Source organism: Streptomyces sp. NPDC102259 (assembly GCF_044766465.1).
Classification (GTDB): Bacteria; Actinomycetota; Actinomycetes; order Streptomycetales; family Streptomycetaceae; genus Streptomyces.
Genome location: NZ_JBIWMA010000022.1, coordinates 94,265 through 120,414, shown reverse-complemented (window position 1 = coordinate 120,414; position 26,150 = coordinate 94,265). Strand labels below are relative to the sequence as shown.

The window sequence follows — 26,150 nt, the reverse complement described above, 5'->3', positions numbered from 1 at the left end:
CGGGGCACCCGACGGGTGCTCGTGGCCGCGGACAAGTTCAAGGGCTCGTTGACGGCCGTGGAGGTCGCCGAGCGGGTGACGGCGGGGCTGCGCCGGGCGGTGGCGGACATCGAGGTGGAGGCCCTGCCCGTCGCCGACGGCGGTGACGGGACCGTCGCCGCGGCGGTCGCGGCCGGGTTCGAACGCCGGGAGGTCCGGGTCGCCGGGCCCCTCGGGCAGGAGGTGACCGCCGCGTTCGCGGTACGCGGCGACACCGCGGTCGTGGAGATGGCGGAGGCGAGCGGCCTTCAGCGGCTCCCGGCCGGGGTCTTCGCACCCCTCACGGCGTCCACGTACGGCTCGGGCGAGCTGCTGCGGGCCGCGCTGGACGCGGGTGTGCGGACGATCGTCTTCGGGGTCGGCGGCAGCGCCACCACGGACGGCGGCGCGGGCATGCTGTCCGCGCTCGGCGCGCGGTTCCTCGACGGGGACGGCGAGCCGGTGGCCCCGGGCGGCGGCGGCCTCGCGGAGCTGACCCGCGCCGACCTGTCGCAGCTGGATCCCCGGCTGGCCGCCGTGGAACTGGTCCTGGCGAGCGACGTCGACAACCCGCTGGCCGGCCCCAAGGGCGCACCGGCGGTGTACGGCCCGCAGAAGGGCGCCTCGCCGGACGACGTGGAGGCGCTGGACGCGGCGCTCACGCACTACGCGAAGGTGCTGGAGGCGGAGCTCGGGTCGAAGGCGGCCGAGTACGCCGCCGCGCCGGGCGCGGGCGCGGCGGGCGGCATCGGCTACGGGGCGCTGCTCGTCGGCGCCCGGTTCCGCGCCGGCATCGACGTCATGCTCGACGTGCTGGGCTTCGCGTCGGCGCTCGAGCGGGCCGAGCTGGTGATCACCGGTGAGGGCTCGCTGGACGAGCAGACCCTGCACGGCAAGGCTCCCGCGGGCGTCGCCGCGGCGGCCCGGGCGGCCGGCAAGGACGTCGTCGCCGTCTGCGGCCGCCTCGCCCTGCCGCCGGCGGCGCTGGGCCGGGCCGGCATCCGCCGCGCGTATCCGCTGACGGACGCCGAGCCGGACATCGCGAGGTGCATCTCGGACGCCGGGCCGATCCTGGAGCGGGTGGCGGAACAGATCGGCCGCGACTTCCTGAGCTGAGCGGGGGCTACGGCAGGGGGATCAGATCGCCGTCGGTCTCCCTGAAGTAGCTGCCGTTGGCGAGGCCCTCCACCTTGCCGTTCTTGAACCACTGCTTCGAGAAGTGGTGGACGGTCTGCGCGGTGGTCTCCCAGACCAGTGAGTGGCCCGCGCCGGCCAGGCAGAACATCAGCGTCTGCGGTCCCTTGACGGCGTCGTAGAGGGCGGGCACGGAGAAGCGCAGGATGTCCGGGAACGTCGCGGGGCTGTTCGCCGTCCGGTCCAGCTCCCCGTAGGCGATGAGTACGGGGATCCGCTTGCCGAGCACCCGCGTGCCGACCGGGTTCTCGTACACCGCGGTCTTGCTGTTCCAGCCCCACGAGTACGTGTTCCGGTACCGCAGGACGCCCTCGTACACGCCCGGCGCCTCCTCGGGGCCCCACTTGGCGGCGAGGGGGTCGTCCTGCACACACGCGTCCCACGCGCGTTCGTCGATGCCGGGCTCCCACAGGGCCGGGGTGCTCACCAGCGACGCCTTGAACCCGGTCTTGCCCGCGACGTGCATCGGGAAGCCGAACAGGTTGGGCGGCTTGGACACGGGCAGTGTCGAGGCATCGGAGGGGCGTCCGAAGGGATCGGCGGGCTTCTCCGACCACCGCCCCTTCGACGGGAACACCGGGGCGAGCAGGAACAGGCTCTCGACGTCCTCGGGATGGCGGAGCGTGTAGGGGCCCATGACGAGCGCGGCCGCGGACCAGCCGACGAAACGAATCGGCTTGTCCAGGCCGGGCACGGCCCTGATGTACTTGACCACCGCTTCGAGCTCCGCCGCCTCGCTCTCCGAATTGCCCAGCTCGTGCGCGTACGGGGGCAGGCTGGAGCAGGGTTCCGGGAGCGGGTTGGGGACGAGGACGGCTTGCTGCTGCGTCGGGTTGGCGTTGCACGGCTCGTCCATCACCTTCGGGCGGGTCGACCGCCCGGACCCCTGGAGATCCATGACGAAGACGTCGTAACCGTCCTGCGCGAGTTCCTGGGCCCAGCTGTAGCGGGTGGCGTGCCCGCCGGGTACCGGCGCCAGGTCGAAGCCCGCCAGTGCCGGGACGCTTCTGCCGTGCAGCATGAGGACCGGCTTGTGCGGGTTGCTGCCGTGGGTGCCGTCGTACTCCCGGACGGCGAGCAGCACCGGGTCTCCGTAGTTCGCGGGGATCTTCGAGGTGTGCGGTACCAGATGTTCCTTGAGAACGAGTGAGACCATGGCCGTCTCCCGAGGGGTGCAAAGGGGGTGATTCTCGTACAATCCCCCCTCTCTTTACCGTCCTCTCCTTCCTCACGCTCTGCAACCGCGCCCGGATCGTCGGTAGTTGACGAGGCAAGGGCACACGACGGACGTCCTTGAACGCGAAACGGGTGCGGCCCGGACCGCGAAGGTCCGGGCCGCACCCGTCAGACGGTGGAACGAAGGTCAGGGCAGCTGTGCCGCCCGCGCCTCGCGGCGGTTGCCGCGGAAGTTGTTCACCCGGCGGGCCGTCGCGAACAGCGGGATGACCGCGCCCATGACCAGTTGCAGCGCGCAACCGGTCTGGAGCAGGAGCTGACCGCTCGGGGCGTCGAACGCCCAGGCCGCCAGCAGGCCCATCGACAGCACGATCCAGGAGAGCATCGCGCCGGCGAGGCGGCCCCGCGGCTTCGGGTACTCGACCCGGCTCACCATCAGCCAGGCCGTGCCGATGATCGCCATGAGCGTGGCGACGAACGGCAGCTCGAGGAGCACGATCGAGACGACCGTCAGCGCGCCGAACGGCGACGGCATGCCCTGGAAGGTGCCGTCCTTGACGGTGACGCACGAGAATCTCGCGAGCCTCAGCACCACCGCGAGCAGCACCACGATCGCGCCGACCGCCGCCACCCGCTGGTGGGCGTCGTCCGCGACCATGCCGTAGACCAGGACGAAGTACGCCGGGGCCAGGCCGAAGCTGATCAGGTCCGAGAGGTTGTCCAGTTCCGCGCCCATCGGGGAGGAACGGAGCTTGCGTGCGACCAGGCCGTCGAACAGGTCGAAGACCGCCGCGCACAGCATCAGGATGACCGCCGTGGCCGCGCTGTGGCGGGCCATGCCGGATTCCTGGCTTCCGGTGAGGTGCGGGATCAGGATGCCGGTGGTGGTGAAGTACACCGCCATGAATCCGCACGTTGCGTTGCCGAGGGTGAGGGTGTCCGCTATCGACAGACGCAGAGAGAGAGGCATCTCCTCTTCGTCGTCCACCTCGTCGGCCTCGGGCACCCAGCCCGCCTGGGTCTCCGGGTCAATCACGGTCAATGCGAGTCACCCCTGCCACGGTCTTCTGCCCCACCTCGACCGCGACGTCCACACCCTCGGGGAGGTAGATGTCGACACGCGAACCGAAGCGGATCAGGCCGATCCGCTCGCCCTGCTCGACCTTCGTGCCCTCGGGGATGTAGGGGACGATGCGGCGGGCGACGGCGCCGGCGATCTGGATCATCTCGATGTCACCGAGCTCGGTGTCGAAGTGCCAGACGACGCGCTCGTTGTTCTCGCTCTCCTTGTTGAACGCCGGCACGAACCCGCCCGGGATGTGCTCGACCGACGTCACGGTGCCGGCCAGCGGCGCGCGGTTGACGTGGACGTTGAGCGGGCTCATGAAGATCGCGACCCGGGTGCGCCCGTCCTTCCACGGCATGATGCTCTGCACCACACCGTCGGCGGGGGAGATGACCCGGCCCGAGGCGATCTCGCGCTCGGGGTCGCGGAAGAACCACAGCATGCCCGCCGCGAGCGCGGTGGCGGGCACGGCGACGGCCTTGGCGGCGCCCGAGCGGCGGGCGCGCAGCAGGCTGACGGCTGCGGTGGCGACGGTCGGCAGGAGCCACGGCGATGCTCCGCGCGCGAGGCGTGCGCCTACCAGGCTGTCGCGGTGTGCAGAGGTTTGGCTGTGGGGCATGGATGACCTTCGTAGCGGATGATGCCGCGCTTCGACGGGGGGACGGCGGCTTTCCGCGATCGTAGCGGTTCGGGGCCACAACTGGGTAAGCAAGGAAGCCGAGTCGACGGCAGGGGGAAGTTGACGGGGTGTGATCTTCTTCTCGAAGAAAACACCCCCAACCCGGACAATCAGCCTTGGAACCGATACTCCTCGAGCAACCTGCGCCCGATGATCATTTTCTGGATTTCTGCGGTGCCTTCACCGATCAGCAGCATCGGGGCCTCGCGGTAGAGGCGCTCGATCTCGTACTCCTTGGAGAAGCCGTAGCCTCCGTGGATCCGGAAGGCATCCTCCACGACCTCCTTGCAGTACTCGGAGGCGAGGTACTTCGCCATCCCTGCCTCAAGGTCGTTTCGTTCCCCCGAGTCCTTTTTGCGTGCGGCGTTCACCATCATGGCATGGGCGGCCTCGACCTTGGTAGCCATCTCGGCGAGCTTGAACTGGATCGCCTGGTGCTGGGCGATCGGCTTGCCGAAGGTGTGCCGCTGCTGGGCGTACGAGACGCCCAGCTCGAAGGCACGCTGGGCGACGCCGCAGCCACGCGCCGCGACATTGACGCGGCCCACCTCGACCCCGTCCATCATTTGGTAAAAACCTCGGCCGGTGACCCCGCCCAGCACGCGATCGGCGGGAAGGCGCAGGCCGTCCATGATCAGCTCGGTGGTGTCGACCCCCTTGTAGCCCATCTTGTCGATCTTGCCCGGGATGGTCAGGCCGGGGCGGACCTCGCCGAAGCCGGGTTCCTTCTCGATCAGGAAGGTCGTCATCGACTTGTGGGGGGCGGTGCCCTCGGGGTGTCCTTCGTCACTTCGGACCAGAACGGCCACCAACGACGACGTCCCGCCGTTCGTCAGCCACATCTTCTGGCCGTTGAGGACGTACTCGTCGCCGTCCTTCACCGCCTTCGACGTGATCGCCGACACGTCCGAGCCGAGAGCCGGCTCCGACATGGAGAACGCGCCGCGGATGTCACCGGCCGCCATCCTCGGCAGGTAGTGGTCCTTCTGCTCCTGCGTGCCGTGCTGCTTGAGCATGTACGCCACGATGAAGTGCGTGTTGATGATGCCGGAGACCGACATCCAGCCGCGGGCGATCTCCTCGACGCACAGGGCGTACGTCAGGAGCGACTCGCCCAGCCCGCCGTACTCCTCGGGGATCATCAGGCCGAACAGGCCCAACTCCTTGAGGCCGTCGACGATCGCTTGCGGGTACTCGTCACGGTGCTCCAGCTCGGTCGCGACCGGGATGATCTCCTTGTCCACGAAGTCGCGGACGGTGGAGAGGATCTCCTGCTGGATGTCGGTCAGACCGGCGGTCTGGGCGAGTCGCGCCATGGCTACTTCTCCTGCTCCTTGAGCTGGGGCCGGCCGGGCTGCTCGCCGCCGCGCTCCTTGATGTACGTCTCGGTCGGCACCATCACCTTGCGGCGGAACACGCAGACCAGGGTGCCGTCCTGCTTGTAGCCCTTGGTCTCCACGTAGACGATCCCGCGGTCGTTCTTCGACCGGGAGGGCGTCTTGTCGAGCACGGTGGTCTCGCCGTAGATCGTGTCGCCGTGGAAGGTCGGCGCCACGTGCTTCAGCGACTCGATCTCCAGGTTGGCGATCGCCTTGCCGGACACGTCCGGCACCGACATGCCGAGGAGCAGCGAGTAGATGTAGTTCCCCACCACGACGTTCCTGCCGAAGTCCGTCGTGTTCTCGGCGTAGTTGACGTCCATGTGGAGCGGGTGGTGGTTCATGGTGAGGAGACAGAACAGGTGGTCGTCGTACTCCGTGACCGTCTTCCCGGGCCAGTGCTTGTAGACCGCCCCGACCTCGAACTCCTCGTAGGTGCGTCCGAACTGCATCGTCACGCCTCCGGGATCTCGAACTTGCCGGTGCGCTGCATGCCGGCGGCGCGTCCCTTGCCGGAGATGACCAGCGCCATCTTGCGGCTGGCCTCGTCGATCATCTCGTCGCCGAGCATCGCCGAGCCCTTCTTGCCGCCCGCCTCGGACGTGTAGTAGTCGTACGCGTCCAGGATCAGCTCGGCGTGGTCGTAGTCCTCCTGCGACGGCGAGAAGATCTCGTTGGACGCCTCGACCTGGCCCGGGTGCAGCACCCACTTGCCGTCGAAGCCGAGGGCGGCCGCGCGTCCGGCGACCTCGCGGTAGCCGTCGACGTTGCGGATCTGGAGGTAGGGGCCGTCGATCGCCTGGAGGTCGTTGGCGCGGGCGGCCATCAGGATCTTCATCAGGATGTAGTGGTAGGCGTCCGCCGGGTAGCCGGGCGGCTGCTCGCCCACGACCAGCGACTTCATGTTGATCGACGCCATGAAGTCGGCCGGGCCGAAGATGATCGTCTCGATGCGCGGGGAGGCCTGCGCGATCTCGTTGACGTTGTTGAGGCCCTGCGCGTTCTCGATCTGCGCCTCGATGCCGATGCGGCCGACCTCGAAGCCCATGGTCTTCTCGATCTGCGTCAGGAGCAGGTCCAGCGCGACGATCTGCTGGGCGTTCTGCACCTTCGGCAGCATGATGCAGTCGAGGTTGGGTCCGGCTCCCTCGACCACCGTCACGACGTCGCGGTACGTCCACTCGGTCGTCCAGTCGTTGACCCGGACCACCCTCGTCTTGCCCGTCCAGTCGCCCTCGTTGAGGAACTTGACGATGGTGTGCCGCGCCTCGGGCTTGGCGAGCGGCGCGCACGCGTCCTCGAGGTCGAGGAACACCTGGTCCGCCGGGAGGCCCTGCGCCTTCTCCAGGAAGCGGGGGTTGCTGCCCGGGACCGCGAGACACGAGCGGCGGGGACGCAGACGGTTGACGGTCATGCGGGGACCTCCAGGGGGTCGAGCTTGTTCGCTTTCCGGATCTCGTCGACGATGCGGCCGATGATTCCGGTGATGTCGAAGTCCTTCGGGGTGAAGACCGCGGCCACGCCGGCAGCCCTGAGCCGTTCGGCGTCTCCATTCGGGATGATGCCACCGGCGATCACCGGGATGTCTGTGGCACCGGCCACACGCAGCCGTTCGAGGACGTCGGGCACCAGCTGGGCGTGCGAGCCGGAGAGGATGGACAGGCCCACGGCGTGCACGTCCTCCTCCAGCGAGGCGTCCACGATCTCCTCGGGCGTCAGCCGGATGCCCTGGTAGATCACCTCGAAGCCGGCGTCCCGGGCCCGCACCGCTATCTGCTCGGCGCCGTTGGAGTGCCCGTCCAGGCCCGGCTTGCCGACCAGGAAGCGCAGTTTGCCGACGCCCATGTCCTGGGCCGTCCGATCGACCTTGCGGCGGACCTCGGCCAGCGCCGAGCCCTCCTCGACGGGGACCGCGATCGGCGCCGACGACACGCCGGTCGGGGCACGGAACTCGCCGAACACCTCGCGCAGCGCCCCGGCCCACTCGCCGGTCGTGACCCCGGCGCGGGCGCACTCCAGGGTGGCCTCCATGAGGTTGGCGGTGCCCTTCGCCGCCTCCTTCAGCTTCTCCAGCGCCTTGCACGGGCGCGGGTGGTTGAAGGGCGGCTGGTAGCGCGTGTCGCGCCAGTGCTGGAGGGAGGCGATGACACGGGCCTCGACCGCCGGATCGACGGTCTGGATGGCCGTGTCGAGATCCGCGGTGAGCGGGTTGGGCTCGGTCGTCTCGAAGATGTTGACGCCGATGATCTTCTCCTGCCCGGACTCGATCCGGGCCCTGCGCTCGGCGTGCGAGGAGACGAGCTGCGACTTGAGGTAGCCGGACTCGACGGCGGCCATCGCGCCGCCCATCTCCTGGATCCGCTCGATCTCCGTGAAGGACTCCTCGACCAGCTCGCCCACCTTGGTCTCGATGACCTTCGAGCCCTCGAAGATGTCCTCGTACTCCAGCAGGTCGCTCTCCAGGGCGAGGACCTGCTGGATCCGCAGCGACCACTGCTGGTCCCAGGGGCGGGGCAGGCCCAGGGCCTCGTTCCAGGCGGGGAGCTGCACGGCACGCGCGCGTGCGTCCTTCGACAGCGTCACGGCGAGCATCTCGAGGACGATCCGCTGGACGTTGTTCTCCGGCTGCGCCTCCGTCAGGCCCAGGGAGTTGACCTGGACGCCGTAGCGGAAACGACGCTGCTTGGCGTCCTCGATGCCGTAGCGCTCCCGGGTGATCCGGTCCCAGATGCGGCCGAAGGCGCGCATCTTGCACATCTCCTCGACGAAGCGGACGCCCGCGTTGACGAAGAAGGAGATACGGGCGACGACATCGCCGAACTTCTCGGCCGGAACCTGTCCGGAGTCGCGGACGGCGTCCAGCACGGCGATCGCCGTGGACATCGCGTACGCGATCTCCTGGACCGGCGTGGCGCCCGCCTCCTGCAGGTGGTAGCTGCAGATGTTGATCGGGTTCCACTTCGGGATGTGGGAGACCGTGTACGCGATCATGTCCGTCGTGAGACGGAGGCTCGGCCCCGGCGGGAACACGTGCGTGCCGCGGGACAGGTACTCCTTGACGATGTCGTTCTGGGTCGTGCCCTGGAGCAGGGTGATGTCCACGCCCTGCTCCTCGGCGACGACCTGATAGAGCGCCAGCAGCCACATGGCGGTGGCGTTGATCGTCATCGAGGTGTTCATCTGGTCCAGGGGGATGTCCTGGAACAGCCTGCGCATGTCGCCGAGATGGGCCACCGGCACGCCGACCCGGCCGACCTCGCCGCGGGCGAGGACGTGGTCGGAGTCGTAGCCGGTCTGGGTGGGCAGGTCGAACGCGACCGACAGACCCGTCTGGCCCTTGGCGAGGTTGCGCCGGTACAGCTCGTTGGACGCCTCGGCCGTGGAGTGACCGGCGTACGTGCGCATGAGCCACGGCCGGTCCTTCTGACGCTCAGTCATCTATGACCCCGGGTGTCTCAGATGTTGCGGAAGCGGTTGATGGCGTCGATGTGCAGGGCGCGCTTCTCCTCGTCGCGCACGCCCAGCCCCTCCTCGGGCGCCAGCGCGAGGACGCCGACCTTGCCCTGGTGGAGGTTGCGGTGCACGTCGTAGGCGGCCTGGCCGGTCTCCTCCAGGGAGTAGACCTTCGACAGCGTCGGGTGGATCTTGCCCTTCGCGACCAGCCGGTTGGCCTCCCAGGCCTCGCGGTAGTTGGCGAAGTGCGAGCCGATGATCCGCTTCAGGGACATCCACAGGTAGCGGTTGTCGTACTCGTGGTTGTAGCCGGAGGTCGAGGCGCAGGTGACGATCGTGCCGCCCTTGCGCGTGACGTAGACGGAGGCGCCGAAGGTCTCCCGGCCGGGGTGCTCGAAGACGATGTCGACGTCCTCGCCGCCGGTGAGCTCGCGGATGCGCTTGCCGAAACGCTTCCACTCCTTCGGGTCCTGGTGGTGCTCGTCCTTCCAGAACCGGTAGTCCTCGGCGGTGCGGTCGATGATCGCCTCGGCGCCCATGGCCCGGCAGATCTCCGCCTTCTGGGGCGAGGACACGACACAGATGGGGTTGGCGCCGCCCGCCAGCGCGAACTGCGTGGCGTAGCTGCCGAGTCCGCCGCTGGCGCCCCAGATCAGGACGTTGTCGCCCTGCTTCATGCCGGCGCCGTTGCGGGAGACCAGCTGCCGGTAGGCGGTGGAGTTGACGAGCCCGGGGGCCGCCGCCTCCTCCCACGACAGGTGGTCCGGCTTCGGCATCAGCTGGTTGGACTTGACCAGGGCGATCTCCGCGAGGCCGCCGAAGTTGGTCTCGAAGCCCCAGATGCGCTGCTCGGGGTCGAGCATCGTGTCGTTGTGGCCGTCGGACGACTCCAGCTCGACGGACAGACAGTGCGCGACGACCTCGTCGCCCGGTTTCCAGGCGTTGACGCCCGGCCCGGTGCGCAGGACGACGCCCGCCAGGTCGGATCCGATGATGTGGTACGGCAGGTCGTGCCGCTTGGTGAGCTCGCTGAGCCTGCCGTAGCGCTCCAGGAAGGAGAACGTCGAGACCGGCTCGAAGATCGAGGTCCACACGGAGTTGTAGTTGACCGAGGAGGCCATGACGGCCACCAGGGCCTCACCCGGGCCGAGCTCGGGCAGGGCCACCTCGTCGAGGTGGATCGACTTACGGGGGTCCTTGTCACGGGTCTCGAGCCCGGAGAACATCTCCGTCTCGTCCTTGTGCACGGTGATCGCGCGGTACGACTCGGGGAGCGGCACAGCGGCGAAGTCGTCCGGGGTCGAGTCCGGCGACTGGATCGCGTCCAGGATCTTCTGCATGGTCACGGTGTTGCCTCCGGCGGTGAGCGCCCTGAGAGCGGGGCACTGAGGGTTACGTCGGTTGCTGCTGAGGGTGTGGGTGAACGTGCCGTCGGTTCGGCGGATGTGCTGTTCGGCAGCGCTTTGTGGCGCGGGAGGTTGCCTGTGACGCAGGCGTCCGGGCGCGCAGACCTTGAGTTTGCGGGGACAGCCGACGTACGAAAGGTCTCTGCACGCCGGCCGCCCGGACACCTTCAACGTATGACACCGCGTGTCACCCCGCAAGGCACTGAGTGCCAGAACTTGGTCTCAGCTGAAATCTTTACGTAACACATGAGCGATGATCGATCGAACGGCCTCTGAAATGTGCGTGAAAAGGGCCTCTGACATGCCAAAACGGCCACCCGGTGGGGTGGCCGTCGTCACAGCGTGAAAGGGGTTCCGCGGGCTGCTCAGCGCTCCTTGAGAGCCTGCTCGATGGTGCGCATGACCTCGTCCAGCGAGGCGTCGGTGCGGGCGACCGTCACCAGGACCTCGCCCTGTGCGGAGACCGCCGCCGGGGCGGGCTGAGGGGCGCCGGCGCTGCTGCGGCCGGCTCCGATGCCCGTCCCGAACGTCTTCCGCACGATCGCGAAGGCGTGGTCGAGCTGGGTCTCGACGTCGCCCTGGCCGCCGGCTCTGAGCCAGCGCCGCAGCACGTGGTTGTGGGCGGTGACCACGGCCGACGCGGCGACCTCGGCGAGCAGCGGATCGTCGTTGGCGTCGTCGTCGTGGGCGTGCTCGTCGAAGTGGCCGAGGAGGTAACGGGTGAAGAGGCGCTCGTAGCGGGCCACCGACGCGATCTCCGCCTCGCGCAGGGTGGGCACCTCGCGCGTCAGCTTGTAGCGGGCGACCGAGATCTCCGGCCGGGCCGCGTACATCTTCATGACCTCCTTGATGCCCCGGCACACCGTGTCGAGCGGATGCTCGTGCGCCGGGGCCGCGTTGAGCACGGCCTCCGCCCGGATCAAGGTGTCGTCGTGGTCGGGGAAAATCGCCTCTTCCTTGGAGCGGAAGTGACGGAAGAAGGTGCGACGAGCGACGCCGGCCGCGGCCGCGATCTCGTCGACGGTGGTCGCCTCGTACCCCTTGGTCGCGAACAGCTCCATCGCCGCGGCCGCCAGTTCTCGGCGCATCTTGAGTCGCTGGGCTGCCGCGCGGCTGCCCGCGGCACTCTCCGGCGCGTCGGGCGTGGCTGGCGTACGTGAGGACCTGGCGGGCTGGGGCATGACCCGAACGTACTGCATGTGCGCAGCTCGGTGCGCCTGTCCGGGGTTTCCCCCGCCCTGCGCGGGCGGGGGCCCGAGGACGGGGTCGAGCAGCCCGCCCCAGTCCTCGTCCGCGTGCAGCCGTTCGCCGGTCCCGTCAGCGGCGGGCATATTCGCGGAAGCCGCGGCCCGTCTTACGGCCGAGGCAGCCCGCGGCCACCAGGTGCTCCAGCAGCGGGGCCGGAGCCAGACCCGGGTCCCGGAACTCGCGGTGCAGCACCTTCTCGATCGCCAGCGAGACGTCGAGTCCGACGACGTCCAGCAGCTCGAAGGGGCCCATCGGGTAGCCGCCGCCCAGCTTCATCGCCGCGTCGATGTCGTCCAGGGACGCGTAGTGCTCCTGCACCATCTTGATCGCGTTGTTGAGGTACGGGAAGAGCAGCGCGTTCACGATGAAGCCCGCACGGTCTCCGCAGTCCACCGCGTGCTTCTTGATCCGCCCGCACACCTCGCGGACCGTCGCGTGGACGTCGTCGGCCGTCAGCACCGTGCGCACGACCTCGACCAGCTTCATCGCGGGCGCCGGGTTGAAGAAGTGCATCCCGATCACGTCCTGCGGGCGCGAGGTGGCGCGGGCGCAGGCGACGACCGGCAGCGAGGAGGTCGTCGTGGCGAGGACCGCGCCGGGCTTGCACACCTTGTCCAGCGTCGCGAACAGCTGCTGCTTGATCTCAAGGTCCTCGGCGACCGCCTCCAGCGCCAGGTCGACGTCGGCGAAGGCGTCGTAGGAGCCGGCCGGGGTGATCCGGTCCAGGATCTGGGCGGCGGCCTCCGCGGTCAGCCGGCCCTTGTCGACGGAGCGGGCGAGCGACTTGCCGATCCTCGCCTTGGCGGTCTGCGCCTTCTCCTCGCTGCGGGCGGCGAGGACGACGTCGTAGCCGGCCTTGGCGAAGACCTCGGCGATACCGGAGGCCATGGTGCCGGAGCCGGCGACGCCGACCGAGCCGACCGCACGGCCGGGCGTCCCGCCGGCGCCGGACAGGGGCGTCAGCGCGTCCGGGACGACCGTGGCGCTGCCCGGGGCGTCGTAGGTGTAGAAGCCGCGGCCCGACTTACGGCCGGTCAGGCCCGCCTCGCTGAGCTGCTTGAGGATCGGCGCGGGGGCGTGCAGCCGGTCGTGGGACTCGGAGTACATGGCCTCCAAGACCGTACGGGCCGTGTCCACGCCGATCAGGTCGAGCAGGGCGAGCGGGCCCATCGGCAGTCCGCAGCCCAGCCGCATCGCGGCGTCGATGTCCTCGCGGGAGGCGTACCGGGCCTCGTACATCGCGGCGGCCTGGTTGAGGTAGCCGAACAGCAGGCCGTCGGCGACGAAGCCGGGGCGGTCGCCGACCGCGACGGGCTCCTTGCCGAGGTCGAGGGCGAGGTTGGTGACGGCGGTGACCGCGGTGGGCGCGGTCAGCACCGAGGAGACGACCTCGACCAGCTTCATGGCCGGCGCCGGGTTGAAGAAGTGCAGGCCCAACACCCGTTCCGGACGCGCCGAGTCGGCGGCGAGCCGGGTCACGGAGAGCGCGTTGGTGCCGGTGGCGAGGATGGTCTCGGGCCGCACCAGCCCGTCCAGCTCGCGGAAGATCTGCTGCTTGATCTCGTACGACTCCGGCGCCACCTCGATGACGAGGTCGGCGTCGGCCGCCGTGCGCAGGTCGGTGGAGACGCGGACGCGGGCCAGGAGCGCCGTGCGCTCCTGCTCGGTGAGCCGCCCGCGCTGCACGGCACGGGCGGTGGAAGCCTCCACCGCGGCGAGGGACCGCGCGGCCTGGGCCTCGCTGATGTCGATGCCGATCACCTCGCGCCCGGCCTTCGCCAGGACCTCGGTGATGCCGGTGCCCATGGTGCCGAGGCCGATGACGGCGATCGTCTGGAGCGGGGACAGAGGGGTGTCGGACAGGGGAGCGGCCATCGCGGGACTCCAGGAATGAGTGACGACTGGGAACGCCCCCGGGTACGCCGAACGGCCTCTGCGAGGCCTGGGCGCACCGGGTGCGGTGAAGGAGTTGCGGGTGTTGCCGGGCTGACGAGCGCACACGCCCGGTGCCGTCGCCGAGGGCGTGCACACGCCCCGAGCGAACGGGAGATCCGACCGGCCCTGTCCCGTGGCCGGGTCGTACAGCGGTACCTGTGGCACCGAACCGACTTCTCGCGGCGACTGCGTCACCAGGCCACCGCGAGGAGGTGATGCGAGTGGGTAACTCGCTCGTATGAGCTTAACCGGTGGGTAACGAGCGCGCCAGCCCCTGGGGCTGTGACCTGTTTCGCTCGAACGTCCCCACCGGGCCGGGCGGACCGGGTGCCCGGTTTGCGCCTCCGGGCCCGGTCCAGCCCCTACGCTCGGCACATGGACGAAGAGTTGCGATCACTCACGGAGCGCTTACGGCGCGAGTCCGGCGCGACGGCGGCCTACGAGCGGCTGGCGCGCACCTCGGACCACGACGAACTGGCGGGCGTGCTCACCGAGTCGGGGCAGCCGCTCTGGGCCCGCGAGCTGGCCGCGTTCCGGCTGGGATGCGCCGGGGACCGCCGCGCCTTCGAGGCGCTCGTCCTGCTGCTCAACCACCGGGATCCGCCGCGTTGCGCCTCCGCCGCCCACGCGCTGACCCGGCTCGACGATCCCCGCACCGCCCGTGCCGCGGCCGCCCTGGCCACCAACGAACTGCGCGTCGCCTACGCCCTGCACCCCGTCCGGCTGCTGGTGGACCTGCGCGCACCCGAGTCCGTGCCCGCGCTGATCACGACCCTGCGGCGACGCCTGCGCCCGCACGATCCCCACCGCCGGGTGGCCCTCGCCTGCGTGGAAGGACTGGGCGCCCTGGCCGACGACCGCGCCCGACCGGTGCTCAACGACGCCCTGGCCCACCCGGCCCTGGCGGAGGCGGCGGTGCACGCACTGGCGCGCATCCCCGAACAGCGGTGAGGGGCACCGGCCGGCCCGAGGGCGGTCGCGGGAGTCATTCGCCCAGCACCGCGAAGGCCTCGATCTCCATCAGGAAGTCCGGGTGGACCAGGGCGGCGACCTGTACGGCCGAGGCGGCGGGGAGACGGTCGTCGGGTATGTGGGCGGCGCGGGCCGCCCGGATCGCGGGCATATGGGCCATGTCCGTGACGAAATAGGTGAGTTTGACGACGTCGTCGAAGGTCGCGCCGGCCGCGGCGAGGCAGCGGCGCAGGTTCTCGAAGACCTGTCGGGCCTGGGCCTGCGGATCGCCCTCGCCGACCAGCCTGCGGTGTTCGTCGAGCGGGAGCTGACCGGCGACGGCCACGAAACGGCCGCTGCCCATGACGACATGCGAGTACTGGGCCGCGGCGGCGACTCCGTCGGGGGCGGAGATCCTGGTCGGTTCGCTCATGTGCCCATGGTGGACCACGGGTCCGACAACGCCCCCGACGGGGTCGCCGCTCACCGCTCAGCCACGGAACCCCAGCAGCCCGTGCAGCGCCGAGCCGTGGGCGGTGCGTGCGGCGACCTTCGAGGCCGACGGCTTCGGGTCGGGCTGCGCCTTGCACACCGCGTCGACCCCGCCGGTCCCGCGCGGCACCGTGCCGTCGGCCAGGTACGCCGCCAGGTGCTTGTCCAGGCAGGTGTTCCCGCTCAGCGTGATGCCGTGGTTCTGGCCGCCCTCCTCGACGACGAGGCTCGAGCCGCGCAGCAGCGCGTGGACCGTCGCACCGCCCTCGTACGGGGTGGCCGCGTCGTCCGTCGCCTGGAACAGCAGGGCGGGCGGCAGTGCGCCGTTGATGAGGTTCACCGGCCCCACGGACCCGGTCGGCCAGAACGCGCACGGCGCGTTGTACCAGGCGTTGTTCCAGGTCATGAAGGGCGCCTTCGCGTACACCGACCAGTTGTCCGTGCGCCACTCGTCCCAGTCGCGCGGCCAGAGGGCGTCACGGCACTGCACCGCGGTGTAGATGCTGTAGCCGTTGTCGCCCGCGGCGTCGACGGCGGCGAAGTTCTCGTACGCCTCGACCAGCGGGCCGGTGTCCTTGCGGTGCACGTACGCCGCGAACGCCTCGGCGAGGTGCGGCCAGTAGCCGTTGTAGTAGCCGCCGGGCAGGAAGGTGTCCTCCAGCTCCGAGGCTCCCACCCGGCCGCCGGCCGGCTTCTCGCCGAGGGCCGCCCGCATCGCGTACCACTTGGTCTCGACCTGCTCCGGGTCGGTGCCGAGCCGGTACGTCGTGTCGTACCTGGCGATCCAGGCCATCAGGGCGCGGTGCCGGTCGTTGAAGGCCAGGTCCTGGGTGAGGTTGTCCTCGTACCAGACGCCCGTGGGGTCGACGATCGAGTCCAGGACCAGGCGCCGTACCCGCTGCGGGTAGAGCTTGGCGTACACCGCGCCGAGGTAGGTGCCGTACGAGTAGCCGAAGTAGTTCAGCCGCCGCGCGCCGACCGCGGCACGGATCGCGTCCATGTCCCGTACGGCGCTGACCGTGTCGATGTACGGCAGCACGCGCGCGTACTTCTTGGCGCAGGCCGTGGCGAAGGACCGCGCGCGGGCGACGTTCGCCTTCTCGATCGCCTCGGTGTCCGGCACCGAGTCCGGGCGCACGGAGGCGAAGTGGCCGGGCGCGCAGTCCAGCGCGGGCGTGCTCCTGCCCACCCCGCGCGGGTCGAAGCCGATGACGTCGTACTGGGCCGACACGGCCTTCGGCAGCGCCGAGGCGACGAAGGCGGCGAGGCTCAGCCCCCGGCCGCCGGGGCCGCCGGGGTTGACCAGCAGTGGGCCCTGGTACGTCTTCGCGGTGTGCGGGACGCGGGACAGCGTCAGCGTGATCTGCTCCCCGCTCGGCCGCGCGTGGTCGAGCGGCACCTTCAGGGACGCGCACTGGAGCGTCGGCTGCCCGGTGGTGGCACAGCTCTTCCAGACGGGCGCCGCCGCGCGGGTGGGCTCTGCGGGGTGCGAGGGGCTCGCGCCGGCGGGCGCGGCCGTGACCGTCCCGGCCACGACGAGGGCGGCAGCGCACAGCACGGCTGCGCGTGGGTTCATGGAGTGCTCCCGGAACGACGTGAGGGGCCGGAGGTGGTCGGACCGCACACGTCACGGCCCTTGCCGCATCGTCCCGAGAAGAGCGCCCGTCAGAACCCGTTCCGGCGTCGATTGACCCGTTCGGGTCGCCGGATGCGCTCGAACGCGCTCAGATCAGCGAGAGCTGGGTCGGCCCGGACCCGGCCGGCTCCTCCTCCGGCTCGGGCCGCGGGATCCGGCGGGGCATCCCCGCGCGCGTGGGGCCGATCCCGTACTCCTCGGCCAGTTCGTGGACCTGACGGGTGATCCGCCGCTGGTACCACTTCGGGGCGTAGGCGCCGTCCGCGTACAGCCGCTCGTACCGGCGCACCAGGTAGGGGTGGTGCTGCCCGAGCCAGGCCATGAACCACTCGCGGGCGCCGGGGCGCAGATGCAGCGCGAGCGGGGTGACGGAGGTCGCGCCGGCGGCCGCGATCGCCCGCACGGTGGCGCGCAGCTGCTCCGGCTCGTCGCCGAGGAACGGGATCACCGGCGCCATCAGCACCCCGCAGTCGATCCCGTGGTCGGTGAGGGTCCTGACGACGTCCAGGCGCCGCTGGGGGGCCGGCGTGCCCGGCTCCACGGTGCGCCACAGCTCGGTGTCGGTGAAGCCGACGGAGACCGAGACGCCGACGTCGGTCACCTCGGCGGACTGCCGCAGCAGGTCGAGGTCGCGCAGGATCAGGGTGCCCTTGGTCAGGATCGAGAAGGGGTTCGCCCGGTCGCGCAGGGCGGACAGGATGCCCGGCATCAGCCGGTAGCGGCCCTCGGCGCGCTGGTAGCAGTCGACGTTCGTGCCCATCGCGACGTGCTCCCCGTGCCAGCGCGGCGAGGCCAGCTGGCGCCGCAGCAGGTCCGGCGCGTTCACCTTGACGACGATCTGGGTGTCGAAGCCGGTCCCGGTGTCGAGGTCGAGATAGCTGTGCGTCTTGCGGGCGAAGCAGTAGACGCACGCGTGCGTGCAGCCCCGGTAGGGGTTCACCGTCCACTCGAACGGCATCCGGGAGGCCCCCGGCACCCGGTTGAGGATCGAGCGGGCCCGGATCTCGTGGAAGGTGATGCCGGCGAACTCGGGCGTGTCGAACGTCCTGGTCGTGACCGCGTCCGCGCCGAACAGCGCGGCATCGGCCGGCCGGTCGTGGCGGGTCTCCACGGTGAGGTTGTCCCAGCGCATGACGCCTCCTCGGTAGCACTGCCCCCACAATAGAACATGTGTTCCCATGATCGTGCGAGGGGCCTCTCGGCAGCCCTTTTCGATCGCCCCGCGATCGGTTCCGGGACCCCGATTTGGGCGGCCGTGGACCGGGGTGGTTGGCTTGCCCCGAACCTGAGGAACCCCGAACAACCCTGAGCAACACAGACGTGGAGGAACCCCATGGCGCAGGTCGAGGCCACCACCGAGCGGGTCGTCGCCGCTGACCCGGAGAAGGTGTTCGACACCATCGCCGACTACAGCGGCGCGCGCGGGAAGCTGCTGCCCGAGCACTTCAGCGAGTACGAGGTGCGCGAGGGCGGCGACGGCGAGGGCACCCTCGTCCACTGGAAGCTCCAGGCCACCAGCAAGCGCGTCCGCGACTGCCTCCTGGAGGTCGCCGAGCCGACCGACGGCGAGCTCGTCGAGAAGGACCGCAACTCCTCGATGGTCACCGTCTGGCGAGTCACCCCGGCGGGCGAGGGCCGGTCCCGCGTCGTCGTCACCACCACGTGGAACGGCGCCGGCGGCATCGGCGGCTTCTTCGAGAAGGCGTTCGCGCCCAAGGGCCTCAACCGGATCTACGACCTGATCCTCGCCAACCTCGCCACCGAGGTCGAGAAGTAGAGCAACACCCCTGCGCTCCGCGCGCGTTGTCTCCCTTCACCGGTTCGGGTGGATCTCACTTGTGACCGGGATGGCGGCGTAACTCGTCGCGCTTGCTCGTAGTTGTCGCTTTACGCGGGAATTGGGTGGCAGGCGCGACGAGGGGAACGGCACATGGGGCGGACCACGCCGGCACAGGACGAGCCGGTCACGGCACCCGTCGCGGAGGACCGGCCGCCGACGCCGGCCGGCACGACGGAACCCGCCCGCCCCCGGGTGCGGCTGATCTTCTTCTCCCTGATGCTCGCACTGCTCCTCTTCTCCCTGATGCTCGCACTGCTCCTCGCGGCCCTGGAGCAGATGATCGTCGCCACCGCCCTGCCGAAGATCGTCGGCGAACTGCACGGCCTGGACCGGATGTCCTGGGCGATCACCGCCTACCTGCTCACCGCCACCGTCGGACTGCCGGTCTACGGCAAGCTCGGCGACCTCCTCGGCCGCAAGGGCGTCTTCCAGTTCGCGATCGTCGTCTTCGTCATCGGCTCCGCGCTCGCCGGGCGGGCCCGGACCATGGACCAGCTGATCGCCTTCCGCGCCGTCCAGGGCGCGGGCGCGGGCGGACTCATGATCGGCGTGCAGGCGATCATCGCGGACATCGTGCCGCCGCGTCGGCGCGGCCGGTTCATGGGCCTCATCGGCGCCGCCTTCGGCCTCGCCTCGGTCGCCGGACCGCTGCTCGGCGGCTACTTCACCGACCACCTCTCCTGGCGCTGGTGCTTCTACGTCAACGTCCCCTTCGGCCTCGTCACCCTCGCCGTCGTCACCGTCGTGCTGAAGCTGCCGAAGCCGACGGCGAAGCCCCGATTCGACGTCCTCGGCGCCCTGTTGTTGGCCGCCGCCTCCACCTGCCTGGTCCTGCTCACCAGTTGGGGCGGCACCACCTACGCCTGGGACTCCGGCGTCATCCTCGGCCTCGGCGCGGGAGCGGCCGCCTCGGCCGTCCTGTTCCTCGCCGTGGAGCGCGCCGCCGCCGAACCCCTCATCCCGCCGAGGCTGTTCAGGGACTCCGTCTTCAACGTCACCGCACTGGTCGGCCTGGTGATCGGCGTCGCGCTGTTCGGCGCCGCGAGCTATCTGCCGACCTTCCTCCAGATGGTCGACGGGGCCACCGCCACCGAGTCGGGGCTGCTGATGCTGCCCATGATGGGCGGCATCGTCGGCGCCTCGGTGCTCTCCGGCCAGCTCATCACGCACACCGGCCGCTACCGGATCTATCCCGTCCTCGGCAGCGCCCTCGCCGCCCTCGGCATGTGGCTGCTGTCCCGGCTGGAGGTCGACACACCGCGGCTCCAGTACAGCCTGTGGATGGCCGTCCTCGGCGCCGGCATCGGGCTGGTCATGCCCGTCCTCGTCCTCGCCGTGCAGAACTCCGTGCGCCCCGCCGACCTCGGCACCGCCACCAGCGCCAACACCTACTTCCGGCAGATCGGCGGCAGTGTCGGCGCGGCGGTCTTCGGCACGCTCTTCGCCGACCGGCTCGCCGACGCCCTGCACACCCGCCTGCCCGCCCGCACCGGCGCCGGCCTGCCGGACCCCGAGTCCCTCACGCCGCAGCTCGTCCACGCCCTGCCACCGGAGCTGCGCGACGCCTACATCCGCGCCTACGCCGACGCGATGCCGAGGATCTTCCTCTACCTCGTGCCGGTGCTGGTCCTCGGCCTGCTCATCGCCTTCTTCCTCGAGGAGAAACCGCTGGCGTCCCACCCCGCCGCCGAGACGGAACCCGCGCCGGGGAGGACGGGGGTCCCGCAGACCCTCGCGCTGCACGTGCCGCACACCGTCGGCGTCCCCGTCCACGGCACGGTGCGGCACTCCGACAGGACCGCGGTGGCCCGCGCGGCGCTCACGCTCATCGACGTGAGCGGGCAGCAGATCGGCCGGGACGCCGGCGGCGAGGACGGACGGTTCGCGCTGGCCGCGCCCGGCCCCGGGGCGTACGTCCTGATCGCCGCCGCCGGCGGCCACCAGCCGCGGGCCGTCTCCGTCACCGTCGGCGAGTGTCCCGTCGAACTCGACGTCGTCCTCGGCGGCGCCGGACGCCTGGCCGGGAGCGTCGTGACCGTCGACGGCTCCCCGGTGCGGGAGGCCACCGTCACCCTCACCGATGTCCACGGCGAGGTCGTCGCCAGTACCCGCAGCGGCCGTGACGGCGACTACCTCATCACCGAGCTCGTCGCCGGGGAGTACACCCTCGCCGCCGGTGCGCCCGCCTTCCGCCCGGCCGCCGTCGCGGTCAGCGTCCAGGCCGCCCGCGAGACCCGCCAGGACGTCGAACTCGCCCACGGCGCCCTGCTGCGCGGCACCGTCCGGGCCACCGGCGGGCGGCCCGTCGAGGACGCGCGGGTGACCCTCCTGGACGCGGCGGGCAACGTCGTGGACACCCTCACCACGGGCCCCGACGGCACCTTCCGCTTCGTCGACCGCTCCTGCGGCGAGTACACCGTCATCGCCGCCGGTTACCCGCCGGTCGCCACGGCCTTCCAAGTGGCGGGCGGCGGACGCACGGAACGCGACCTCCAGCTCGGCCACGAGGGCTGATCCCGCCGGGAGCGGACGCCGGGACGTGCGGCGTACCCCGGCGCGCCCCGCCGAAACCAATTCCAGGATTGCCGCACATGCCGACCGACGTGCGCCGTACGGTGGTGACGGCGGGACAGATCTTGCACAGCTCTGGGGAGAGAGGGCCTGGGCCATGGACCGTGGCATCGAGAGGGACGTACCTCCCAGCCGCGGAGCCGGGAGCGGCGCGGCGAGCGAAGCGCGAGAGGCGTCCCCCCGCCCGGAGGGTGGGGTTGGGCCCGCCGACGCGGGGCGCGTCCCCCTGGCCGTGGTCGTGGTGGACCGTGAGGGACTCGTCTCCCACTGGAGCACCGGCGCACGCCGGCTCTTCGGCGTCGTCAAGGAGGAGGCGATCGGCCGGCCCGCGATCGACCTGCTCCCCGTCTCCGGCGCGCTTCCGGAGCCCGACGACGACCTTCCCGGCGGCGGATACGACGGCTACGGGGACTGGGCGGCCTACGACGGCCTCGGGCCCGGCCTCGACTCCTCGCTCGACCGGGGCCTCGGCTACCCGGCCGCCGGACGGGCCCGGCTGACCGTGCCCGGCCAGGACCGCGACCGTGGTCGGGTCGACGTGCTGTGGTGGGCGTACCCGTTGGTCGGGCCGGGCACGGAACGGCTGCTGGTGCTGGCTGCGGACGCGGCGGGACTGCACCAGGACGAACCGGTCGACCCGCTGGCCGTCGAACGCATCGCGCCCGCCTTCGCACTGCACACCGACTTCCCCGGCGCCGCGGACCTCGCCCGGCGGCTGCCCGAGATCCTGCCCAGCATGAGCGTCGGCGAAAGCGCCCGCATCGTCGCGCAGATCCTCGAACTCGGCTATCCCGTACTGGAGTTCAGCCAGAACGAGCGGGTGCCCGTGACCCCCGACTGGGGCGTGGCCCGGCGCGTCGAGCGCAGAGCGCGCCGCGAGCGGGCCGCCCGCGCCGTGGCCGAAGGGATGCCCCTACCGCAAGAGCTCGTCGACGAGGGCGAGGACCTCGAGTACGTCGCCGTCCGCGAGCGGCTGGAGTTCCTCAACGAGGTCAGCGGCAAGATCGGCACCTCCCTCGACCTCTCCCGCACGATCCACGAGGTCAGCAGAGCCGTCGTCCCGCGCTTCACCGACGTCGCCGGCACCTATCTGCGCGAACAGGTCGTCGCCGGCGAGGGCTTTCCCGACGGCGTGCCGGACACGACCACCATGTGGCACCGGGTCGCCCTCGAGCACACCGACGAACCCGGCCGCTGGGACGACGTCGTACCCGTCGGCGAGGCCATGCCGTTCCCCGCGCACACCCCGTTCTTCCAGTGCATGACGACCGGGCAGCCCGTGCTCGTGCCGCGCATCAGCGAGCAGATGGGCCACGCCATCGCCTCGCAGTTCGACAAGCGCGACATCCGGCCGCTGATCACCGGCCGGTCCATGCTGGTCGTCCCGCTGAAGGCCCGTAACGTCGTCCTCGGCTTCATGATCCTGCTGCGCCACCCCGAGCGCGCCCTCTTCAACGACATGGACCGCGTCACCGGCGCCGAACTCGCCGCCCGCGCGGGCCTCGTGCTCGACAACGCGCGCATGTACACCTACCAGGAGAGCGTCGCCGAGACCCTCCAGGACAGCATGCTGCCGCACATCCCGCCGCGCATGGCGGGCTGTGACATCGCCACCCGCTATCTGCCGGGCACGCTGCTCGGGCGGGTCGGCGGCGACTGGTTCGACTCGGTGAAGCTGCCCGGCGCCCGCACCGCCCTCGTCGTCGGCGACGTCATGGGACACGGGCTCAACTCCGCCGCCATGATGGGGCAGTTGCGGACGGCCGTGCAGACCATGGCCGCCCTCGACCTGCCACCCGCCCAACTCCTGCGCAACCTCGACGACTTGGCGCAACGGCTGGGCGACAGCTACCTCGCGACCTGCCTGTACGCCGTCTACGACCCGATCGTCGGCGAGCTGCACCTCGCCAACGCCGGCCACATCCCGCCCGTGCTGGTGCGTGCCCTCGACGGCCGCAGCGAACTCCTCGACCTGCCCACCGGCGCGCCCATCGGGGTCGGCGGGGTGCCCTTCGAGGCGGTACGCGTGCGCGTGGAGCCGGGCGACCGGCTGGTGATGTGCACCGACGGGCTGGTGGAGGTGCGCGGCGAGGACATCGGCGTGGGGCTCGCGACCCTCTGCGCATCCGCCGCCCACCCGGCCGCCTCCATGGACGACGCCTGCGACACCATCATCCGCGCCCTCGCCGTGACCTTCTCCAAGGCGGGCCGCGGCGACCGCAAGGACGACGTGGCCCTGCTCATGGCGCGTCTCAACGGCATCGAGCCGGACGACGTCGCCGAACGGCGGCTCCCCCTGGACCCGGCGGCGGTCGGCCGGGCCCGCGCGGTGGTGCGCGAACAGCTCCACGACTGGGGCCTGACGAAGCTTGCCGACGCCGCCGAGCTCATGGTGAGCGAGCTCGTCACCAACGCGGTACGGCACTCCCGCCGGAGCCCGGTGGCCCTGCGCCTCGTCCGCGGCGACACGCTGCGGTGCGAGGTCGAGGACGACGACCACGAACTGCCGACCCTGCTGAACGCCGGGCCCGGCGACGAAGCCGGCCGAGGGCTGCGCGTGGTGAGCGCGCTGGCCCGTGAGTGGGGCGCCAGCCGTACGGCCGCGGGGAAGTCCGTGTGGTTCGAGCTGACGCTCCCGCGCCGCCCCGCAGGGCGCTGAGCGCGACCGGCCGGGGTGCGCCGGGCGGCGGACGGATCTCGAACGCGGCGTGAAGGAATGCGCACCGCGCTTGTCGCGCCGACCCGGGAGCGATAGACCGTACTCGCCCGTCACTCACGACGGATCGGCCTTGCATCCTGGGGAGTTGTGCATGAGCGTGACGAGTCGGTACCGGGAGGCGTGGGAGGGCTTCTGGCGCGAGGCTCCGGAGGAACCGGGCGGGGTGTTCTGGGACGCGGACCCGAAGCTGACCGCCGCCCTCCACCTGGCCCTCTTCGAGCCCCATCTCGCCGACCCCGGACTGGCGTTGGTGGACCTCGGCTGCGGCAACGGCACCCAGACCCGGTACTTCGCCGACCGCTTCCCGCATGTCGTCGGCGCCGACCTGTCCGCGGCGGCGCTCGACCACGCCCGCCGCGCCGACCCCGCCGGACAGGCGACGTACCGGCTGCTGGACGCGGCCGAGAAGGGCGCGGCCGAGACGCTGCACGCCGAACTCGGGGACGCCAACGTCTACATGAGGGGCGTCCTGCACCAGTGCGAACCCGACGACCGGCAGTCGCTGGTGGACGGGATCGCCGCGCTGCTGGGGGAGCGCGGCCGGGTCTTCCTCGTCGAGCTGTCGGAAGCCGCCCGCCCCGTCCTCGGCGGTCTGGCGCAGAGCCCGGCCGGCCCGCCGCCGAAGCTCGCGCCGATCTTCCGGCACGGCATCGCCCCCGGCGAAGTGGCCGACGACGCGGTGCCCGCGTATCTGGCCGCCGCCGGTCTCACGATCCTGGCCTCCGGCGAACTTCCGCTCGTGACAACCGAGTTCGCCGCCGACGGCACCCGGATCGAGCTGCCGTCGAAGTGGCAGGTGGCCACCCGCGTGGAGTGACCGCCGTCACATCGAAAGCGGCTCGCGCGGCTGTCACACTTTTGCGGCACACCGTGTCAGGGGGGTGAAGGAACGCACGGAAACCCCTTGAGGAGCTGCTGAGATGTTCACCGACCACTCCACCGCCCACGTCGTCGTCACCGTCGTCGGAGCCGTCATGGCGGGCTTCTCGGCCGCCTCGATCTTCCTCGGCGCCGAGTGGACGGTGAAGCCGCTGGCCGACTACGGAGTGCCGCGCTCGTGGTGGCCGTGGCTCGGCGCGGCCAAGGCCGCGGGCGCGGCCGGTCTGCTGGCCGGACTGTTCGTGCCCGTGGTCGGTGTGCTCGCCGCGATCGGCCTGGTCCTGTACTTCCTCGGCGCCGCCGTCACCGTGCTGCGGGCCCGCTGGTTCGCGCACCTGCCGTTCCCGCTGGTCTACGCGGCGCCGGCGGTGGCCTCGCTGGTGCTGGCGTTCTGAGAACGGGCGCGGGACGGAGCGGGGGGTGGGGGACCACCGGAGTTCCCGGTCGCCCCCCCGCGCCGTCCGTCTGTCAGCCGTCGGCCCCCTCGGGTGCGGGGCCGACGAGCCCGGCGTCCATGGGGTCGGCGTCCATGGGGTCAAAGTCCATGGGCCCGGCGTCCATGGGCTCGGCCCCGATCGTGTCGAGCACCGCGATCTCGATGCCGTCCAGTCGCTCCCGATCCGCCACCACGTCGATCCGGGTGATCCCGCCTTCCGCGATCGTGAACAGCAGAACCAGCCGCAACCTGCCGTGCGGCGCCATCGCGAGGCCGATCCGGCCGTCGAGCAGGGCGAGGCCGGTGAACCGGGCCCGGCCGGTCGCCGCCATCGCTCCCTCGGCCACGGGACGGGCGCCGCTGACCGTGATCGACTCCGGCGTCGGGACGACGAACCGGTCGGCGGTGAGGACCACGTCCGGGTGCAGCAGGGCGAGCAGCGCCTCGAAGTCGCCGCGTCTCGTGGCGGCCAGGAACGCGTCGGCGACCCGGCGTTGCCGAGCCCGGTCGGCGGCGCCCGGAGCGTCCGGCCCGCCCGGAGCGTCCGGCCCGCCGCCCGTGACGCGGCGGCGGGCCCGGCTGGCCAGTTGCCGTGTCGTGGCCGGAGTCCGCTCGATCATCGGGGCGATCACGTCGAACGGCACGGCGAACAGATCGTGCAGCACGAACGCCAGCCGCTCGGCCGGGGCGAGCGTGTCCAGCACGACCAGGAGCGCCACCCCGACCGAGTCGGCGAGCAGCGCCTCCTCCTCGGGGTCGCCGTCCTCGGCCGTCCCGACCGCGGGCTCGGTCACCTGGGCGTCGAGCGGCACCTCGGGCCGCGTTCGTCGGGAGCGGAGCATGTTCAGGGACACCCGGCCCACGACCGTGGTGAGCCACCCGCTGAGGTTCTCCACGTCACCGACGTCGGCCCGGGTCGCCCTGAGCCAGGTCTCCTGCACGGCGTCCTCCGCCTCGCTGAGCGAGCCGAGCATGCGGTAGGCGACGGCCCGCAGACGAGGCCGGTCGGCCTCGAAGCGCTCCGGTGGCAGGGCGGTGTGCGTGGTCATGGAGCGGTCCCCGTTCGTGTCAC

The 26,150-nt window shown here is 71.1% G+C and carries 21 protein-coding genes; 7 read left to right on the top strand and 14 right to left on the bottom strand.

What is annotated here, in order from left to right:
- Window positions 1-15: 15 nt before the first annotated feature.
- Entirely contained in the window at window positions 16-1,134 is a 1,119-nt protein-coding gene (locus ACIRPU_RS35350) for a glycerate kinase (protein WP_403874760.1), read from the top strand.
- A gap of 7 nt (window positions 1,135-1,141) precedes the next feature.
- On the opposite strand, the gene ACIRPU_RS35345 is transcribed toward ACIRPU_RS35350, so the two are convergent.
- The 10 genes from ACIRPU_RS35345 to ACIRPU_RS35300 all read right to left on the bottom strand — a co-directional run bounded on the left by ACIRPU_RS35345 (window position 1,142) and on the right by ACIRPU_RS35300 (window position 13,494).
- Entirely contained in the window at window positions 1,142-2,368 is a 1,227-nt protein-coding gene (locus ACIRPU_RS35345; protein ID WP_403874719.1) for an alpha/beta hydrolase, read from the bottom strand.
- Window positions 2,369-2,575: 207 nt separating this feature from the next.
- Complete coding sequence (gene pssA / locus ACIRPU_RS35340; RefSeq protein ID WP_351766078.1) at window positions 2,576-3,394, bottom strand: CDP-diacylglycerol--serine O-phosphatidyltransferase; 819 nt, start codon at window positions 3,392-3,394, stop codon at window positions 2,576-2,578.
- Between the two features lie 22 nt (window positions 3,395-3,416).
- The gene (locus ACIRPU_RS35335; RefSeq protein WP_020125547.1) at window positions 3,417-4,073 is read right to left on the bottom strand and encodes a phosphatidylserine decarboxylase; all 657 of its coding nucleotides are present in this window, start codon (window positions 4,071-4,073) and stop codon (window positions 3,417-3,419) included.
- A gap of 170 nt (window positions 4,074-4,243) precedes the next feature.
- Window positions 4,244-5,449: an acyl-CoA dehydrogenase family protein gene (locus tag ACIRPU_RS35330; RefSeq protein ID WP_355705801.1), complete on the bottom strand. Its 1,206-nt coding sequence runs from the start codon at window positions 5,447-5,449 to the stop codon at window positions 4,244-4,246.
- A gap of 2 nt (window positions 5,450-5,451) precedes the next feature.
- Window positions 5,452-5,964 carry a MaoC family dehydratase gene (locus tag ACIRPU_RS35325; RefSeq protein WP_355705893.1) on the bottom strand — a complete coding sequence of 171 codons (513 nt, stop codon included), beginning with the start codon at window positions 5,962-5,964 and terminating at the stop codon, window positions 5,452-5,454.
- 2 nt (window positions 5,965-5,966) lie between these two features.
- Window positions 5,967-6,926 carry a CoA ester lyase gene (locus ACIRPU_RS35320; RefSeq protein WP_057606081.1) on the bottom strand — a complete coding sequence of 320 codons (960 nt, stop codon included), beginning with the start codon at window positions 6,924-6,926 and terminating at the stop codon, window positions 5,967-5,969.
- Window positions 6,923-8,950 (bottom strand): protein meaA, encoded by a 2,028-nt coding sequence (locus tag ACIRPU_RS35315; protein ID WP_403874716.1) that lies wholly within the window; start codon window positions 8,948-8,950, stop codon window positions 6,923-6,925. The genes ACIRPU_RS35320 and ACIRPU_RS35315 overlap by 4 nt, the downstream gene beginning before the upstream one ends.
- A 17-nt stretch (window positions 8,951-8,967) precedes the next feature.
- The gene (gene ccrA, locus ACIRPU_RS35310) at window positions 8,968-10,305 is read right to left on the bottom strand and encodes a crotonyl-CoA carboxylase/reductase (RefSeq protein WP_384121271.1); all 1,338 of its coding nucleotides are present in this window, start codon (window positions 10,303-10,305) and stop codon (window positions 8,968-8,970) included.
- A gap of 431 nt (window positions 10,306-10,736) precedes the next feature.
- On the bottom strand, window positions 10,737-11,552 hold the full coding sequence (locus tag ACIRPU_RS35305) for a TetR family transcriptional regulator (RefSeq protein ID WP_200839964.1): 816 nt from the start codon (window positions 11,550-11,552) through the stop codon (window positions 10,737-10,739).
- A gap of 136 nt (window positions 11,553-11,688) precedes the next feature.
- The gene (locus ACIRPU_RS35300) at window positions 11,689-13,494 is read right to left on the bottom strand and encodes a 3-hydroxyacyl-CoA dehydrogenase family protein (RefSeq protein ID WP_403874713.1); all 1,806 of its coding nucleotides are present in this window, start codon (window positions 13,492-13,494) and stop codon (window positions 11,689-11,691) included.
- Between the two features lie 435 nt (window positions 13,495-13,929).
- On the opposite strand from ACIRPU_RS35300, the gene ACIRPU_RS35295 reads away from it, so the two are divergent.
- The gene (locus tag ACIRPU_RS35295; RefSeq protein ID WP_403874711.1) at window positions 13,930-14,505 is read left to right on the top strand and encodes an adenylosuccinate lyase; all 576 of its coding nucleotides are present in this window, start codon (window positions 13,930-13,932) and stop codon (window positions 14,503-14,505) included.
- Window positions 14,506-14,539: 34 nt separating this feature from the next.
- On the opposite strand, the gene ACIRPU_RS35290 is transcribed toward ACIRPU_RS35295, so the two are convergent.
- The 3 genes from ACIRPU_RS35290 to ACIRPU_RS35280 form a co-directional block, all read right to left on the bottom strand.
- On the bottom strand, window positions 14,540-14,938 hold the full coding sequence (locus tag ACIRPU_RS35290) for a RidA family protein (protein ID WP_403874709.1): 399 nt from the start codon (window positions 14,936-14,938) through the stop codon (window positions 14,540-14,542).
- 57 nt (window positions 14,939-14,995) lie between these two features.
- Window positions 14,996-16,573, bottom strand: coding sequence for an alpha/beta hydrolase (locus tag ACIRPU_RS35285; protein ID WP_403874707.1), 1,578 nt, complete (start codon window positions 16,571-16,573; stop codon window positions 14,996-14,998).
- A gap of 148 nt (window positions 16,574-16,721) precedes the next feature.
- Entirely contained in the window at window positions 16,722-17,765 is a 1,044-nt protein-coding gene (locus tag ACIRPU_RS35280) for an Rv2578c family radical SAM protein (protein ID WP_384121260.1), read from the bottom strand.
- A gap of 201 nt (window positions 17,766-17,966) precedes the next feature.
- Here ACIRPU_RS35280 and ACIRPU_RS35275 point away from each other — a divergent pair, with 201 nt between their 5' ends.
- The 5 genes from ACIRPU_RS35275 to ACIRPU_RS35255 all read left to right on the top strand — a co-directional run bounded on the left by ACIRPU_RS35275 (window position 17,967) and on the right by ACIRPU_RS35255 (window position 25,037).
- Window positions 17,967-18,410 carry an SRPBCC family protein gene (locus ACIRPU_RS35275; RefSeq protein ID WP_384121258.1) on the top strand — a complete coding sequence of 148 codons (444 nt, stop codon included), beginning with the start codon at window positions 17,967-17,969 and terminating at the stop codon, window positions 18,408-18,410.
- Between the two features lie 153 nt (window positions 18,411-18,563).
- Window positions 18,564-20,987, top strand: a complete 2,424-nt coding sequence (locus tag ACIRPU_RS35270; protein WP_403874704.1) for an MFS transporter — start codon at window positions 18,564-18,566, stop codon at window positions 20,985-20,987.
- Window positions 20,988-21,141: 154 nt separating this feature from the next.
- Window positions 21,142-23,703, top strand: coding sequence for a SpoIIE family protein phosphatase (locus ACIRPU_RS35265; protein ID WP_403874702.1), 2,562 nt, complete (start codon window positions 21,142-21,144; stop codon window positions 23,701-23,703).
- A gap of 151 nt (window positions 23,704-23,854) precedes the next feature.
- Window positions 23,855-24,580, top strand: a complete 726-nt coding sequence (locus tag ACIRPU_RS35260) for a class I SAM-dependent methyltransferase (protein WP_403874700.1) — start codon at window positions 23,855-23,857, stop codon at window positions 24,578-24,580.
- A 103-nt stretch (window positions 24,581-24,683) separates the two neighbouring features.
- Window positions 24,684-25,037, top strand: a complete 354-nt coding sequence (locus tag ACIRPU_RS35255; RefSeq protein WP_385568657.1) for a DoxX family protein — start codon at window positions 24,684-24,686, stop codon at window positions 25,035-25,037.
- Between the two features lie 73 nt (window positions 25,038-25,110).
- Here the strand turns inward: ACIRPU_RS35255 and ACIRPU_RS35250 are convergent, their stop codons facing one another.
- Window positions 25,111-26,127, bottom strand: coding sequence for a sigma-70 family RNA polymerase sigma factor (locus tag ACIRPU_RS35250; RefSeq protein ID WP_403874698.1), 1,017 nt, complete (start codon window positions 26,125-26,127; stop codon window positions 25,111-25,113).
- Window positions 26,128-26,150 lie beyond the last annotated feature (23 nt).

Coding starts and splice junctions, on each gene's coding strand:
- ACIRPU_RS35345 (WP_403874719.1), bottom strand. CDS start 2,368: ATGGTCTCACTCGTTCTCAAGGAACATCTGGTACCGCACACCTCGAAG.
- ACIRPU_RS35335 (WP_020125547.1), bottom strand. CDS start 4,073: ATGCCCCACAGCCAAACCTCTGCACACCGCGACAGCCTGGTAGGCGCA.
- ACIRPU_RS35330 (WP_355705801.1), bottom strand. CDS start 5,449: ATGGCGCGACTCGCCCAGACCGCCGGTCTGACCGACATCCAGCAGGAG.
- ACIRPU_RS35325 (WP_355705893.1), bottom strand. CDS start 5,964: ATGCAGTTCGGACGCACCTACGAGGAGTTCGAGGTCGGGGCGGTCTAC.
- ACIRPU_RS35320 (WP_057606081.1), bottom strand. CDS start 6,926: ATGACCGTCAACCGTCTGCGTCCCCGCCGCTCGTGTCTCGCGGTCCCG.
- ACIRPU_RS35315 (WP_403874716.1), bottom strand. CDS start 8,950: ATGACTGAGCGTCAGAAGGACCGGCCGTGGCTCATGCGCACGTACGCC.
- ccrA (WP_384121271.1), bottom strand. CDS start 10,305: ATGCAGAAGATCCTGGACGCGATCCAGTCGCCGGACTCGACCCCGGAC.
- ACIRPU_RS35305 (WP_200839964.1), bottom strand. CDS start 11,552: ATGCCCCAGCCCGCCAGGTCCTCACGTACGCCAGCCACGCCCGACGCG.
- ACIRPU_RS35300 (WP_403874713.1), bottom strand. CDS start 13,494: ATGGCCGCTCCCCTGTCCGACACCCCTCTGTCCCCGCTCCAGACGATC.
- ACIRPU_RS35295 (WP_403874711.1), top strand. CDS start 13,930: ATGGACGAAGAGTTGCGATCACTCACGGAGCGCTTACGGCGCGAGTCC.
- ACIRPU_RS35290 (WP_403874709.1), bottom strand. CDS start 14,938: ATGAGCGAACCGACCAGGATCTCCGCCCCCGACGGAGTCGCCGCCGCG.
- ACIRPU_RS35285 (WP_403874707.1), bottom strand. CDS start 16,573: ATGAACCCACGCGCAGCCGTGCTGTGCGCTGCCGCCCTCGTCGTGGCC.
- ACIRPU_RS35280 (WP_384121260.1), bottom strand. CDS start 17,765: ATGCGCTGGGACAACCTCACCGTGGAGACCCGCCACGACCGGCCGGCC.
- ACIRPU_RS35275 (WP_384121258.1), top strand. CDS start 17,967: ATGGCGCAGGTCGAGGCCACCACCGAGCGGGTCGTCGCCGCTGACCCG.
- ACIRPU_RS35270 (WP_403874704.1), top strand. CDS start 18,564: ATGGGGCGGACCACGCCGGCACAGGACGAGCCGGTCACGGCACCCGTC.
- ACIRPU_RS35265 (WP_403874702.1), top strand. CDS start 21,142: ATGGACCGTGGCATCGAGAGGGACGTACCTCCCAGCCGCGGAGCCGGG.
- ACIRPU_RS35260 (WP_403874700.1), top strand. CDS start 23,855: ATGAGCGTGACGAGTCGGTACCGGGAGGCGTGGGAGGGCTTCTGGCGC.
- ACIRPU_RS35255 (WP_385568657.1), top strand. CDS start 24,684: ATGTTCACCGACCACTCCACCGCCCACGTCGTCGTCACCGTCGTCGGA.
- ACIRPU_RS35250 (WP_403874698.1), bottom strand. CDS start 26,127: ATGACCACGCACACCGCCCTGCCACCGGAGCGCTTCGAGGCCGACCGG.